The following is a 15,379-nucleotide window of genomic DNA, read 5'->3' as shown; positions in this document are numbered from 1 at the left end:
AAATTATGTATTTTATACTAATTTATAACATTATTATACCATATTAATTTCTTAAATGGTAGATTCTAGATGAATAGCCTTAAAAAGCTGATGAATGGATGTTAATGCTATGCGAATAAAAGATATGCTGAGTCAATTTATGAAGCGTCCTTTGCCTACTCTATTTGGATGTGGTAGGTATTCTGGCACGATATTTCCATACTATGTGTTACAAACCATGACCCATATAGCTATGAAAAAGATTTTTGCATTGATTGCCGCACCCGTTGTTTTACTGCTTTTCATCGTGTTTTTCATGGAGGACGATACTACAACAACTGCAACAGAGATTACCCCGGTGCATTTTGCAGTAAATAAAACCGAACGTACCCAAGGTCTTGCCTCTATAGAAGAGAAAATCACACCGAAAAGCTCTAAGGCTAAGCGAAGCACAGAGCCTACCGAAACTACTTGGTATGATGCCACTGGCACCGCTCCGTCTGATACGCTTATCGCCTACGCGCTTTCACTCATCGGCACCCCTTATGTATATGGCGGTACTACCAGCGGTGGTTTTGACTGTTCCGGCTTTACCTCCCACGTGTTTCAAGAGTTTGATGTTCCCATCACACGTTCTTCAACCACTCAGTCACAAGATGGTATACCAGTTGATCGTGAAGAGGCCCGTCCGGGTGACCTAGTGGTGTTTACAGGCACAAACCCGGATGTGCGGGAACCTGGCCATGTGGGCATTGTAATTTCAGAGCCCGGTGACGTGATTTCCTTTGTACACTCCTCTTCTAACGGCGGCGTTAAAGTGAGCCAAGTAGAAGGTACCGGTTATGAAATACGCTTTCTCGGCATTCGACGCGTTATATAATACGCCCGCCAAACACCTTACCTCCCTTGTTACGTATGAGATTCTATATAGCCGGACAGGTATTTGCCTGTCCGGTGGCATTTCATTTAAACCTGAGAGAACATGGTGCATCCTTACGTAGCCAATACCATTAATGCGCTTGTGCTAATCCTTGCGGGACTGGCAGCCTATTTCCTGATACCCTCCCGCCCCTTGCTGGCTTTGGCGGCACCGGCTTTCGGCATCCTGCTGCTAGCCACGACTTACCACCTGCGCCGCCACAACCGTTTCGTATTCAACACGGTTACGGCGCTTACGCTGCTGGCAGGCTTCCTGCTCATCCTGCGCATCGATCCGGAGAATTTTGAATGGGACGTCAAAAACACTTTGTTGCTTGTGATGGGAATTAGCTGCTTTTTGGCGGTGTTTTCCTATGTCGCTTCCTTCCTGCGGGAACGCAGATTGGGTAACAACACCATTTACAAAGATGATCTATAGGCGGGGTAAAAAGAAAAAGCGCCTGATGTAGCCCGTCAAGTTACATCAAGCGCTTTTAAGAATCCTTCAAATCTTAACAAGCGGCGCCCTGTTTTGCAGCGGCACCATCACTCAAGACCAAAGGTAATATTTACTGCGCAAGCAGTAGATACTCACTGCTTACTAAGCCAGTTCACCGTTAAGGTGAACACTATTACCAAGGCTTACTAAGACGACTGATGGATTAGACATAGCACCTCCTTTCTCTTTAGTCCGACATAAACCATGCGTCGCTGCCCGAGGCAGTCATACGCAAAGCCGCAGCACTCGCCGCTTAACTGATAGTATAAAGTTAAAATAACGCTGATAAGTTCACAAGGTTTAGCACTTATTTTGTCATATTTTCTTTGCGCTCAAGGCACACTGGCCTATAAATTGCATACTATGTTTTTAAGTCACTCAAAATGAATACTGTGCAAAATCTGAATGGCCTGCTATCTGGTTCATGAAAAATTAACAATGCCTGTAGATTATCTTGAAAATGAATAAAGACTAAATACTGCACTAGCGTAAAAATCGACCAACGGTGTGTATTAGTTGAAAAATGAATTATTTTGTCTATATTTCGTTACTAATCTTATCAAACAACTAGCAAATCATGAAAAAGCACCTACTAACCCTTGTTGTCCTCATGCTATTCTCAACTGTAGCTTGGGCACAGAAACTTTCCCCGATTGGCGTTTGGACCAATGAAGAAGGCAAAGCCCGTTTCGAAATCTACCAGTCAGGTAACAAGCTGCATGGCAAGATTATCGAACTGAAAGAGCCCCTTCGCAATGGAAAACCGAAGATGGACGACAATAACCCTGATAAGAAGCTGCGCAATCGTCCGCTCAAAGGCCTCGTGTTCATGAAGAACTTTGAATATGATGGCGATAACAAGTGGGACGATGGCACGATCTATGACCCAGAGAGCGGCAAGACCTACTCCTGCTACATGAAAATGACGGGCAAAGACAAAATGGAAGTGAAAGGCTATATTGGTATCTCGCTGATAGGAAGAACCCAGAACTGGACACGCGTAGAATAAGCGATTCCGTTTAAGTATAAAGCAGAAAAGGTTGGCCCGAAAGCCAACCTTTTCCATTTTCAACCCTTTACTATCTAGTTAAACTCATTTTTGCACAAAAGGTTGGCAGTGTCGCCCACATACGGCATATAACTAAAATACCTGCAGCACTTTGTACTCCTTGTCACGGAAGACAAAGGTCTCCCCGCTCATCTTGCCAGCCATGGCTTTGTACAGTGGCGACATACTCGAAATTGCGTAAAAGGACTCCCCTTCGAGCTTCAACTCACCTAGACTCACCCCAATAAAGTAGTTTTGCAGTTCCGTCATGACTACGGCACCAAATGAGACCTCTTTGTTCTCCTTCGTGGCATTAACCCGTTTGAGCAGGCCCATGGTCGTGATCAGTTCATCGAGCTGCCTAGCGTACATGTCACGCTGTATCTGGCAGGCCTCCCTAAACGATTCAAACTTATCTTCGATGGCGCCATGGTGCTCATTGGCACTCTCCTGCGCTTCGTCCATGGCTTCTTTAGCCGCCTGTATCTGCCCACTCAGTATCTTGTTGGACTCTTGCAGCAACTTTTTCTTCAGTTCAAGTTCTTGTGTTAACGTCATGATGGTATATACATTAGTCGGTAAACGATCAATTTGACAAACAGCATCTTAACAGATGCTTGATACTTAACCCTGCTTCGCTGGATTTGTTTTAACAGCGTATAAACAGTATTATTTCGGTTCTTAATTGCAGTTTTAAGAAGATTCCCAGAAGCACTATAACGAAAATGTTACCTGAATGTTGGGTTATGTAACAATAAATATTTTGGGGCAGATAGGTAAATTACGTGTTTTAATGTAACTTAAAAACCGTGAAGACAGCTAGCACTTGCTACTGCCTCTACAAGTATTCGTAATATTAGTAATCCCTAATTCATGAAGCAGCTTCTACTCCTCTTACTTAGTCTGTTTATGCTAAGCCTGCAGGCGGCGGCCACCCACATCGTAGGCGGAGAGTTTGAGCTGCAGCATCGGGAAGGGTATTACTACCGCCTCACCCTCAACCTCTATTTTGACGATGTGAACGGGGATCCGGGTGCGCTGGACCAGCAGGTAAGAGTCCGGATATTTGACAAGCAGACCAATGCTTTCAAAATGGATGTGTACATGCCGCTGCGCAGCAATACATTTGTAAATTATACTGATATAGCCTGCACCATCGGGGAGTTGCGCACCAGAAGGCTGATCTATTATCAGGACGTGTTTCTCTCCCCTCAGTCCTTTAGCGGTCCACAGGGGTATTATGTTGTCTGGGAACGCTGTTGCCGCAACCGCACCATCAATAACATTGTGCGGCCAGAAGACGCCGCGCAGGCTTTCTACATGGAGTTTCCGCCTGTCACCAAAAACAATGCACCGTTTGTAAACTCTTCACCAAGGCTTTTCCCGCCGCTGAGCGATTATGCCTGTGCCAATGATCTCTTTTATTACGATTTTAGTGGGACAGATGCTGACGGCGACTCGCTTGTGTATGATATGGTTACCCCTCTAAATGGCTACAGTACTCCTGACCCGTACAATGCGGCACCACCACCGAGCCCAGCGCCCTACCCAGAAATTACGTGGCGACCCGGCTATAGCCGCACCAGTCAGATACTGGGCTCACCTCCCATCACGATAGAGTCACAAACCGGACGCCTGACCGTGCGCCCTGCAAGCGCGGGTCTGTATGTGTTTGGCGTGCGGGCGCAAGAGTATCGCGACGGCGTGAAGATTGGAGAAGTGCGACGTGATTTTCAGCTGCTTGTAAAAGACTGCCCGCGGAACGACAGTCCTGTGGTACAGGCCCGAGCGAATGGACAAACTGACTTTTACAAGAAAGGGGATGTGATTCGCATCAGCCCTACCGATGCCCGTTGTCTGAATGTGGTTTTTACAGACCCTGACCCCAATTCTGCGCTTACGCTCTATGCGCGGCCTGTCAACTTTACAAGCGACTTATACTCTTTCTCAGGAGCCACGACAGGCATCGTAAACAGCACAGCGGGTACCGACTCCTTAAAGGCCACGCTGTGTTTCGACGAATGTTTTGACACTGAGGGAAAGGTATATAAAATGAACCTGATCGTTAAGGACAATGGCTGCAGTCTGCCCCGGCAAGATACGCTGGAGGTCAGCTTCATCATCGAGCCTATACCTAATGAGCCACCATCCATTGAAATTTCCAAGCCAGATCGGGTCTTCATTGTCCGTGAAAACGATCTTATTGACTTCAATGTGTTGGGCTTTGACCCCGACGATGAGGAAGTTTCCATTACGGCTACGGGCGTAAACTTTAACCTAGGTACCGTACCGATCAATTTCGAAAATCGAACCGGAATAGGTCAGGTCATGTCTCCTTTTTCATGGCTTATTGACTGTGAGGCACTGCGGCAGCCCTCCTATCTGATTGATTTTACGGCTACCTCCATGGTCTGCGGCGAAGCTGTGTCCCGCACCGAACGCATAGAGGTACGCACCGACTACCCGAACCAAGTGCCCGTGCTCACCACAGACAAGCAGACGCTCGTTTTTGAGGTTGACCTAAATGAGCCTTTTGAGGCTTTGTTTAATGGAACGGACCTTGACAAGCACCTCCTGAGTATGCGGGCGGTTGGAGATGGTTTTAACTTAGCCGACTTGGGTATGACCTTTACCTCTACCGGGGGATTTGGAACCGCTGAAGGTAAATTCAACTGGGTGGCGACTTGCGATGCCTTTACACAGGGGGTAAGCCGTGTCACCTTCAGCTTGAGCGAGGACGCCTGCTCGCCCTCCCCTGATCAGACAATCGTGATGGAGTTCCGCGTAAAGGCACCTGAATACCGCTCCTTTGTTCCGCCAAACATCTTTACCCCGAATGAGGACGGACTAAACGACTTTTTTGAGATACCGGGTATGCCGGCTGATGCGTGCACGAGTGCTTTCCAGCACATCCGCATCTATAACCGCTGGGGCAAAGAGGTGTTCTCCAGTACCGAGCATAACTTTAAATGGGACGGAAAGGGCGTGAACGACGGAGTATATTTCTACGTGATTGACTTAGGGGCTGACAAATTCAAGGGCTCCGTTACGCTGGTGCGCTAGGCCATGAAGAGGATGACAAGATAGAGGCTGAGCCAAAGCAGGCCCAGAAAATGCCAGTAGGTGCAGAGCATGGAAAGCTGCAGGCGGCGGTAGGGATCTCGGATAAAAATTAGGCTGCGCACCCCGTCGCTGGCCATATGTGCCGTTTTAAACAACAGGAAGGCCAGAAAGATTAAACCGCCCAATAAGTGCAGTAAATGCAGTGCCGTGATCAGGTATAGGTAACTACCTGAGGCCTTGCCTGAGAAATAGGCCCCAGAGACAGTAAGCTCACGCCAGCCCAGCACTTGCGCCCCAATAAAGGCGGCGGCCAGCAAAAACGTGATCGCCAGATAGCGGGTCATTTTGCGGAGCTTGTCTTTTTTATAAATGCGGGGTATTTTGTTGATGGTGTAGCTGCTAAAGAGCAGTAGTAGCGTGCTGACACTGAAAAACTTTGGTAGCGTAAATTGCTCACTGCCAAAACCACCGGTTCTGACAAAGGCCACGATCAGCACGAAGAAAAGAACGCCAATTCCGATCATAGACAGGTAGAGCAGCATCCGAATAGGGTGCATGTGCTCAATTTTACCAAAGGCTGAACCTTGGCGCGCGTCTACTTTATTCTTTCTGTCCTGATTCATGTTGAGCCCTCTCCCCAAGCATTCCCAGCCATTCGCTAAGGACATACCTCACTAATAGGATTAAGGATAGTTTTTCTCTTTCTATATACCAGTACAGCCTGTTTATAGTTTTATAAATGCGTCACAAAAAATATGATTTGCTGGTTAAATTCTGCTTTATTTTCGCCATACGATCACAAGATGGCGGCAAGTGGGTATATCTGATTTCGTGCAAACCTTAAAAAGAAGACCTCCACATTATCTTTCCTGTTCCTTTTGCGTTAGCAGGAGTACATGTCACTTGGCCATACTATGACAAAACACTTACTGCCTGTACTTCTTATTTTACTGACAATGGTATCGGTGCGGGCACAGCAACATCGCATACCCTATACCTCCAACAACAGCATCTTTGTTTCGCTGGAGGGCGAGCGCAGCACCTATGACTTTGCCTCGAACAAAATGCTTGTGCGCTACAATGAGAACACCCGTCGGTTAGAGTGTCTGCTTCCGATCGCCATGCTGTTGCCGGCCAACGATTCTACACCCGTTGCCATGGCACAGGATGTATTTTTCTCTTCCCGCTTTCCGGATATTTACTTCGAAATAGAGGCACCCGTAGAACAGATAAACGCAGGCAACCGTAATCGACAAACGCTGAACAGCCGTATTTTTATCAATATACAGGGTATCATCAAAGAGACGGTGGTGCCGGTAACCTTCACGCCTGATCGCAACATGATCACTTTCAGCACCAGTTTTGAGCTGATGCTACAGAGTATGCGACTGAAAGTGCCTGCACGCTATACCCCCATTTTAACAGGCCGTATCCTGTTTACCATACACAGTGCCCGCTGGGCCGATCTGAGAAACCGATAACCGAAGCTATAACATGTTTCACCCGCTGGCTTTCAATAGCCTATACATGTGCCAACAGGCAACTAGCCGAATTATTTTGCATCTGCTATTTGCCTTTCTCCTCCTACTTGCGACTGCCACGGCGAGCCATGCCCAGAAAGTGGCCCTCGTGCTAAGCGGCGGCGGTGCCAAGGGTTTAGCGCATGTGGGCGTCCTGAAGGCATTGGAGGAAAACAACATCCCGATCGACTACATTGTGGGCACCTCCATGGGCGGCATCGTGGGGGCGCTGTACGCGGCAGGCTATTCCCCTGCCGAGATCGAGTACTTGGTCCACACAGAGGCATTTCAGGCTTGGGCTACCGGCAAACCGGAGCAGAACTATACCTACAACTTCGCTTCGCCCGACCCCAATCCGGCCCTACTGAAGCTGCACGTGGCGATCGACTCGGCTTTTCAGGCCAAGCTTACCTCCAATCTGGTGAATGACGCCTCGCTCAATTTCGCATTGGCCCAACTCCTCTCCCAACCCGCAGCCCGCGCAGGCTACGACTTCGACAAACTAATGGTGCCCTACCGCTGCGTCGCCGCCGATATCTTTACGCAGCAGCAAGTAATTTTGCGTAAAGGGCAGTTGGCCGATGCCGTTAGGGCCACACTTACAGTACCGCTGTTCTACAAGCCCATCCGGATTGAAAAACGTCTGCTGTTTGACGGAGGCCTGTACAATAACTTTCCTGTGGATGTGGCCCGAAACGACTTTAAGCCTGACATCATCATCGGGGTGAATGTTTCGTCTAAGACCTATAGCGAGTACCCCTATGAAAATGATGATTTTGACTTGGCCTATACCTTGCTCTATGCCATGATGTCGAACTCTGACTCCACTGCACTCAGCGAGAGAGACATCTACCTGCAGCCTGACCTTGGCAACCTTACCTCCCTAGACTTTAAAAATGTGGAGGATTTTTTCGCGGCTGGGTACGAAGAGGCGAACCAAAAAATGGACTACATACGCTCCAAGATAAAACGCAGGGTAGGTGCAGAGACCTTGGTAGCAAAACGGGAGAAGTTCAGAAGCGGGTTCCAGCCCCATTCCTTTCAAAAGATACAAATTCAGGGCTTAGAACGGAACCAGCAAAGTTTCGTGTCCCGTTTCTTCAAAAGCTCTCTCGAGGAGGGCTATACCATGCAAGAGGTAAAAAAAGGCTACTACCGTCTGGCGGCCATTGAAAATTTCAGGAGCCTGTACCCGACCATGCGCTACGACCCGCAAGCCAAAGCTTACGATTTTCAGTTGAATGTGAAGAAGGAGGACGGCCTGAAGATCGCCTTGGGAGGGGTCCTTGCCTCCCGCCCGATCGACAACATCTACGCCGGGCTGGAGTACAGCGTGCTAGGTCGACAGCTCTATACCTTCGCAGGCAGTATTCAGACCGGCAGGTTTTACCAAGGCGCTCAGCTGCGTACGCGCATCGATGTACCGGCCAGCCTGCCCTACTATATAGAACCCGCCTTTACATACAACCACTGGAATTTCCTTTCTACGACCGGTTTGCTGCTGGAGCGTAACAACCTGCCGCTGTTGGAACAGACTGATCGTAATTTTGCCCTTAATCTTGGCTTTACCAATACATACAAGGGCAAACTGGTGCTCAGTGGTGCCTACGTACAACATATTGACAAGTATAGTAACCGACTCGAGATACAGCGATCCGATACGCTTGACCGCACAGCCACCGGCGCGTACACGGTTAGTGCCGCTTTCAGACGCGGCGCGCTCAATCACAAGCAGTACCCTTCCAACGGGCGCATGTTCACGGCCACGGGTCGCTTGGTCAGCGCTACCGAAAAGTATACTCCCGGCTCTACGGCTAACGAATCGCTAAGCCTGTCAGGGGAGCATAACTGGTTCTATGGCCGCCTGAGCTTTGAGGATTACATAGGCATTGGCAACCACCGGATAGGCTACAGACTGGAGGGCGTGCTCTCCACGCAGCCTTTCTATAACAACTACCGCTCTACCCTGACCATTGCGCCGGCCTTCCACCCGCTGGCTGACAGCCGCACTTTGTTTCTAGACCGTTTTAGGGCACATCAGTTTGCAGCAGGAGGTCTACAATACGTATACCTGATCACGCCACGGCTCGAGGCCCGCACAGAGGGTTATTTGTTTCAGCCCTACCGCCCGATTTTGCAAGATGACAGACAGCAGGCCTACTATGGCAAAAGGTTCACAGGCACGGGCGTGGCGGCCACGGCAGCTGTGGTGTACCACGGCATACTGGGGCCGGCCGCTCTGAGCCTCAATTACTACAACGACAAGACCAAAGAGTGGGGCGTATTGTTTCATCTCGGGTTCCTTCTCTTTCAGAATAGAGCACTGGACTAGCATGGGCTATACCTTTTATAACAGCCTTAGCTGGTAGGTTCAGCACAGCTGTAAATAAGATTTCTCCCTGATTTTCAGTATCTGTTCAAATCGCTATATTTGGCGTAACCAACCAACCGCACACCCATATGAGAAACTTATTTGTCTTGCTGCTGGCAGCCGCTACCCTTCAGGCTTGCTCACAGACCAAACCCGAAACGGAAAACGAAGCAGAAGCCGCCTTTCAGACAGAAAACACCTACGGCGCTGCGTTTGCAGAAGAGAACATTATATCCACAGCTCAATTACAAGAGGCTATTGGTGATCAGGATTCTGTTCAGGCTACCGTCACTGCCGAGATCGTAGAGAGCTGCCAGTCCAAAGGATGCTGGATGGATGTGAAACTGCAGGATGGCAGCACGATGAAGGTGACCTTCCGTGACTATGGTTTCTTTGTGCCTGTCGAGGATCTGTCGGGTCGCCAAGTCGTGATGACCGGCACGGCCAAGCATGAGGTGATTTCTGTGGAGGACCAGCGTCACTTTGCCGAGGATGCCGGTAAGTCAGTAGAAGAGATTGCCGCCATTACGCAATCAAGAGAAGAGCTGCGCTTCGTGGCCGACGGCGTGAAATTGAAGTAAATCAATCGCTATACCTACCAAGCGGCTGTTCGAAAGGGCAGCCGCTTTTTTTATACTTTGCTGATACCTTAAGCCTTGGCGATTGTTCTTTCTAAATGCAAGATTTTAAAACTAGAGGTACTTGGCAGCCTGCGCCCTGTTCTCTATTTTTACAGACCAAACAGAAATACCCTATGGCCTTAGCAACAGATCCAGCTACTGAGATTCAGGAGCTCACCCAACGCATAAATTACCTCAATTACCAATATTACCAGAACAGCATTTCGGAAGTCACAGATTACGAGTTTGACATGATGCTCGAGCGCTTACAGCAACTAGAGCAGCAACACCCGGAGCTGCGCCAGCCTAACTCCCCTACCCAGCGCGTGGGCGGAACCGTGACCAAGAGCTTCAAGACGGTACATCACAAGTACCCGATGCTCTCGCTGAGCAATACTTACTCGGAGGAGGACCTGCGGGAATTTGACAAGCGCGTGCGCAGGGTGGTAGGTGACGAAGTAGAATATGTATGCGAACAGAAGTTCGACGGTGTGGCCATCAGTCTGACCTACGAGAACGGCGAGTTTGTGCAGGGCGCCACACGCGGCGACGGCACCCGCGGTGACGATATCACCCCCAATGTGCGCACGATCCGCGACATCCCGTTGCAGGTGCACGGCAGCGGCTTCCCGGAAAGTTTTGAGGTGCGTGGCGAGGTCTTTCTACCTCTGCAGGTATTTGAACAATTGAACGCCGACCGCGAAGAAGCCGGCGAGCAGCTCCTGGCCAATCCGCGCAACGCCGCCTCCGGCACGCTTAAGCAGCAAGACTCGGCGATTGTGGCCAGCCGCAAACTGGGTTGTTTCTCCTACGGCTTCATGAGCGCTTCTAATCCTTTTGACACACATTCCGAGAGTCTGCAGGCCATCCAGAAATGGGGCTTTAAGGTTTCGGATACGTGGCGCAAGTGCAGCTCCATCGATACCGTACTCGACTACATCAACGAATGGGAACAGAAGCGTCACGAACTGCCGATCGCTACTGATGGCGTGGTGGTGAAAGTGAACAGCTATGCGTTGCAGGAAGAGCTGGGCTATACCGCTAAAAGCCCGCGCTGGGCGATTGCCTACAAGTACCCGGCCATGAGCGCCGTGAGCCGCTTGCTCGACATCCAGTACCAGATTGGCCGCACCGGAGCCGTTACGCCTGTGGCCATCATGGAACCTGTGCTGTTGGCGGGCACAGTAGTTAAGCGTGCCTCCGTGCATAATGCCAACGAGATACAGCGCCTCGACCTGCGCTTGGGCGACATCGTGCACGTGGAGAAAGGCGGCGAAATCATACCGAAGATCACGGGTGTGGACTTCAGCAAACGGCCTGCCGACTCGCAGCCGATCATCTACCCAACACATTGCCCGGCCTGCGGCTCCGAACTGATTCGCACCGAAGGCGAAGCGAACTTCTACTGCCCGAACGAGGAAGGCTGCGCGCCACAGATCATGTCCAAGCTCGAGCACTTTATTTCCCGCAAAGCCATGAACATCGATGAGCTCGGCCCCAAAACGATCGAGCAGCTTTACAAGGTCGGCTTTGTTCACAACGTGGCAGACCTCTATGACATTACTTTTGAGCAGCTGGTGAATCTGGAGCGCATGGGCGAGAAATCGGCCAATAACATTCTCAACAGTCTGGAGAAATCGAAGCAGACGCCTTATGACCGTGTGCTGTTTGCGTTGGGTATACGCTATGTGGGGAGCACCGTGGCCAAGAAACTGGCCGAGCAGTTCCCAGATATTGAAGCGCTGCGCGGCGCAATGTATGAAGAGTTGATTGCCGTGAACGAGATCGGTGACCGCATTGCGCAGTCTCTGTTACAGTACTTCAGCATTCCGAAGCACCAAGAACTGATCGAGCGCCTTAAAGCTGCCGGTCTGCAATTCAAGTCCGAAAACACCGCACCTGAAATGGAGAGCGACAAGCTGGAGGGCAAGACTTTTGTGATATCGGGTGTGTTTGAAAGCGTGAGCCGCGAAGAGTTGCAGCGCATCATTGTCAGCCACGGCGGCAAGGTGGTCAGCTCTATCTCAGCCAAACTGTCTTACTTGGTGGCAGGCGACAAAATGGGGCCGTCCAAGCTCGAGAAAGCCTACAAACTCGGCATCACCATTCTTTCTGAAGATGAGTTCTTAAGTATGGTAAGTCATTAATTTATAACATACTTACAAAAAATAAGCGCCGGTCTACAAGAGGCCGGCGTTTATTGATTTACAAACAAACAATAAAAACATTTAAACTCTAATTCAGGCCGCGAAGCCTGTCCTCCCGCCACAGCATGAAGCCGGGAAGCATGCTACAAATGGAGGCATTTGAGTGGACAAATAAAAATGAAATAGACGAACAGCCGAAAAGGATATACAAACAACCGTTTACGCCCTTTTCAGGTTTGATCTTATAAAAAAACGATTTAATAGGGCAGGTTTGCCTTTCTGTATAGTATAGGGCTGCGTTTAAATGGAAGCGTCGTAATATTGCTTAACTTCAGTAAAAGACTGATATTTAAATAGCTTTATCACCCATTCCCAAATACGGCCTTGAACTTGATAGCCCTACCACCATTTAGCATGAAGAAGCGGTACAAATTAGCCATACACGTGGCAGCTTGGGCATTTTTTGGAGCTTGGATCTTCTACATTCAGTTTCAGCGCGGCCTTACCTTTAACAAGGCAGTCGACTCACTAATAGGCCTCAGCTTCGCCATGATGATCTTCTACCTCAACTGGTATGTGCTGATCCCCCGGTTTCTGGCCAGAAACCAGATTTTTGGGTACCTCGGCGTCGTTTTGCTCACCCTTACGGCCGTTGCGCTGGTACGCTCTCCGCTTGACTTCTACGTGTTCCGGGAGTTTAATCCGGGTATGACGGTGCTCTACTCCTCCGATCGTATTCTTAACTATGTGCTGGCCGGTTTGATTGTGGTGTTTATCAGTTCAGCTTTAAAAGTAACCGGTAATTACATCCGCAACGAGCGGCGCAACAAGGAGCTTGAAAACCAGAAACTGGCCGCCGAGCTAAACTTCCTGAAGTCGCAGGTGAACCCCCACTTTCTTTTTAACACACTCAACAACATCTACTCACTGGCCTACAAACAGTCCCCTGAAACGCCAGACGCCATCATGAAACTCTCACTCCTGATGCGCTACATGCTCTACGAGAGCAACGACACGCTGGTGAGTCTGGAGAAGGAGGTGGAGCACATTCAGAATTTCATTGACCTGCAGAAGCTGCGCCTGCGCGAGCAGACCAGTATCCGCCTGAACGTGGAAGGCGACCCGTCCGGAAAACAGATCGCCCCCATGCTCCTGATGACGCTTGTTGAAAATGCTTTTAAGCACGGACTGGTGAGCCGCAACGAGGTGGGCATTACGCTCAACCTCGTGGTGACGGAGGATTGGCTGCAATTCTCGACCGTAAACAACAGCAGCAGCCACAAAAAAAAGGACTTTGGCGGCATTGGTTTGCAAAATCTAAAGCAACGCCTTAACTTGCTCTACCCTCACCGACACGAACTGTATTTAGAAGAAAAAGACCATACATTTTTCGCTTCGCTGAAACTGTACTTCCAAACAAAAAAATAGACCTATGACCATCCGCTGCCTTGCCGTTGACGACGAACCGCTTGCCCTCGATATTATTGAGAGCTATGTGAGCAAACTGCCTTTTCTCCATCTTGTGAAAACATGTTCAAGCGCCACGGAGGCCATGCAGGTATTACAGGAAGAGCAGATCGACCTGATGTTTCTGGACATTGAAATGCCCGAGCTCACGGGTATACAGTTTCTGAACATTCTCAAACATCAACCATTGGTCATTTTCACTACGGCCTACCCCAACTATGCACTCGAGGGCTTCAATCACGACGCCGTAGACTACCTCCTCAAGCCCATCCCCTACGATCGCTTCCTGAAAGCCGTCACCAAAGCGCAAGAACGTCTGCAGCGCAGCCAAAAAGCACCCGAAGCCCCAGCCGCCGCTTCTGCCCCACCTGCCACGGAGCAGGATTTCATGTTCGTAAAGGCTGACTACAAAACCGTTCGTGTCGACTTTGCCGATATCCTCTGGATCGAGGGCTTGAAGGACTACATCATCATCCAGACCAAAGACCACAAGATCATTACCCTCCTGAGTATGAACAAGGCCATGGAAAAACTGCCGGAATCAAAGTTCATGCGCGTGCACCGCTCCTTCATTGTAGCGCTGCACAAGATCGATAGCATCGAAAAAAGTCGCATCCGCATAGGCAACAAAGAAATCCCGATTGGTGAGGTATACAAAGACCACTTCCTGCACTGGGTGGAGGAGAATAATATACAGTAACCACTGATTCCTGTCTTCCTGTTTGCAGAATCCGTTGGATAGTTCGAACTTCGTGCTTTAGAAAAACAGCGCATGATACAAGATAAATTAAAAGGAACGGGTGTTGCTCTGGTAACGCCTTTTGCCAGCAACCTAGACGTGGACTACGACGGTTTGCGCCAGTTGCTTGATTTCACCATAGAAGGTGGTGTGGAGTATCTGGTGGTAAACGGAACCACAGGTGAATCGGTAACAACCACCACTGAAGAAAAAGCAGAGATTCTGGCTTTCGTGAAGAAGCATGTGAATGGCCGTGTGCCGCTGGTATATGGCTTGGGTGGTAACAACACACAGCACGTTCTTGACACGATCCAAAAAACCGATCTGGAAGGTATAACTGCCGTGCTTTCGGTGAGCCCTTACTACAACAAGCCTTCGCAGCAAGGCATCATCCAGCACTATACCCAGATTGCCGATGCCTGTCCGGTGCCGGTGATCCTGTACAACGTGCCGGGCCGCACGGGCAGTAACATTGCCCCTGAGACTACCGTGCGATTGGCTGCACACAAAAACATTATCGGCATAAAAGAAGCTTCCGGTAACTTAGAGCAGTGTATGCACATTGCCAAGCACAAGCCAGCCGACTTCATGCTGATCAGCGGCGACGACATGCTCACCCTGCCGATGATCTCCTTCGGTGCCGTGGGCGTGATCTCTGTGCTGGCTAATGCCTTCCCGGAGAAGTTCAGCAACATGATCCGCTTGGGTTTGACTAATCAGTTCAAAGAAGCGTCTGAGTTGCTTTTCGACTTCGTGGATATCAACCCGATGATGTATGAAGAAGGCAACCCAGTGGGTGTAAAGGCATTACTGGAGCGCTTTGGCGTATGCGGCGGAGCCGTGCGCCTTCCGTTGGTAGAGGCTTCTGCCGGCTTGAAAGACAGACTCTATAAGAACCTTTAGTCCTTCGTTTCAAGGTATAGCTTATAGAACAGGAAGGTTGGCGATGGCCAGCCTTCCTGTTTTTTATTCGCCCAAAAGATATTTTCGCTATATTCGTTTTCTTCT

General features: G+C 49.6%; 13 protein-coding genes. 11 read left to right on the top strand and 2 right to left on the bottom strand.

Features of this window, described 5'->3' with window-relative positions; genetic code table 11:
- Positions 1-232: 232 nt before the first annotated feature.
- The 3 genes from Q1A04_RS16925 to Q1A04_RS16915 all read left to right on the top strand — a co-directional run bounded on the left by Q1A04_RS16925 (position 233) and on the right by Q1A04_RS16915 (position 2,405).
- Positions 233-859 (top strand): C40 family peptidase, encoded by a 627-nt coding sequence (locus Q1A04_RS16925; protein WP_299708352.1) that lies wholly within the window; start codon positions 233-235, stop codon positions 857-859.
- A gap of 102 nt (positions 860-961) precedes the next feature.
- Positions 962-1,336 carry a hypothetical protein gene (locus Q1A04_RS16920; protein ID WP_299708350.1) on the top strand — a complete coding sequence of 125 codons (375 nt, stop codon included), beginning with the start codon at positions 962-964 and terminating at the stop codon, positions 1,334-1,336.
- 637 nt (positions 1,337-1,973) lie between these two features.
- Positions 1,974-2,405: a DUF2147 domain-containing protein gene (locus Q1A04_RS16915; RefSeq protein ID WP_299708349.1), complete on the top strand. Its 432-nt coding sequence runs from the start codon at positions 1,974-1,976 to the stop codon at positions 2,403-2,405.
- 132 nt (positions 2,406-2,537) lie between these two features.
- Here the strand turns inward: Q1A04_RS16915 and Q1A04_RS16910 are convergent, their stop codons facing one another.
- On the bottom strand, positions 2,538-3,002 hold the full coding sequence (locus Q1A04_RS16910) for a hypothetical protein (protein WP_299708348.1): 465 nt from the start codon (positions 3,000-3,002) through the stop codon (positions 2,538-2,540).
- Positions 3,003-3,317: 315 nt separating this feature from the next.
- On the opposite strand from Q1A04_RS16910, the gene Q1A04_RS16905 reads away from it, so the two are divergent.
- Positions 3,318-5,507: a gliding motility-associated C-terminal domain-containing protein gene (locus Q1A04_RS16905; RefSeq protein WP_299708347.1), complete on the top strand. Its 2,190-nt coding sequence runs from the start codon at positions 3,318-3,320 to the stop codon at positions 5,505-5,507.
- Here the strand turns inward: Q1A04_RS16905 and Q1A04_RS16900 are convergent.
- Positions 5,504-6,175: a cytochrome c oxidase subunit 3 gene (locus Q1A04_RS16900; protein WP_299708346.1), complete on the bottom strand. Its 672-nt coding sequence runs from the start codon at positions 6,173-6,175 to the stop codon at positions 5,504-5,506. The genes Q1A04_RS16905 and Q1A04_RS16900 overlap by 4 nt on opposite strands.
- A gap of 246 nt (positions 6,176-6,421) precedes the next feature.
- Between Q1A04_RS16900 and Q1A04_RS16895 the strand changes: the two genes are divergently transcribed.
- The 7 genes from Q1A04_RS16895 (at position 6,422) to dapA (ending at position 15,274) form a co-directional block, all read left to right on the top strand.
- A complete protein-coding gene (locus tag Q1A04_RS16895; RefSeq protein WP_299708344.1) occupies positions 6,422-6,988 on the top strand; it encodes a hypothetical protein in 567 nt (188 codons plus the stop codon).
- 76 nt (positions 6,989-7,064) lie between these two features.
- Positions 7,065-9,359 (top strand): patatin-like phospholipase family protein, encoded by a 2,295-nt coding sequence (locus tag Q1A04_RS16890; RefSeq protein ID WP_299708342.1) that lies wholly within the window; start codon positions 7,065-7,067, stop codon positions 9,357-9,359.
- 128 nt (positions 9,360-9,487) lie between these two features.
- Positions 9,488-9,979, top strand: a complete 492-nt coding sequence (locus Q1A04_RS16885; protein ID WP_299708341.1) for a DUF4920 domain-containing protein — start codon at positions 9,488-9,490, stop codon at positions 9,977-9,979.
- A gap of 173 nt (positions 9,980-10,152) precedes the next feature.
- Positions 10,153-12,165, top strand: a complete 2,013-nt coding sequence (gene ligA, locus Q1A04_RS16880; RefSeq protein ID WP_299708340.1) for an NAD-dependent DNA ligase LigA — start codon at positions 10,153-10,155, stop codon at positions 12,163-12,165.
- Between the two features lie 414 nt (positions 12,166-12,579).
- Positions 12,580-13,593: a histidine kinase gene (locus Q1A04_RS16875; RefSeq protein ID WP_299708339.1), complete on the top strand. Its 1,014-nt coding sequence runs from the start codon at positions 12,580-12,582 to the stop codon at positions 13,591-13,593.
- Between the two features lie 4 nt (positions 13,594-13,597).
- Entirely contained in the window at positions 13,598-14,332 is a 735-nt protein-coding gene (locus Q1A04_RS16870; protein WP_299708337.1) for a LytTR family DNA-binding domain-containing protein, read from the top strand.
- A 72-nt stretch (positions 14,333-14,404) separates the two neighbouring features.
- Positions 14,405-15,274: a 4-hydroxy-tetrahydrodipicolinate synthase gene (gene dapA / locus Q1A04_RS16865; protein WP_299708336.1), complete on the top strand. Its 870-nt coding sequence runs from the start codon at positions 14,405-14,407 to the stop codon at positions 15,272-15,274.
- Positions 15,275-15,379 lie beyond the last annotated feature (105 nt).

Origin of the sequence: uncultured Pontibacter sp. (assembly GCF_947499215.1) — a bacterium.
Taxonomy (GTDB): Bacteria; Bacteroidota; Bacteroidia; order Cytophagales; family Hymenobacteraceae; genus Pontibacter.
The sequence above is the reverse complement of the archived record's forward strand: the minus strand, read 5'-3'. Positions and strand labels throughout refer to the sequence as shown.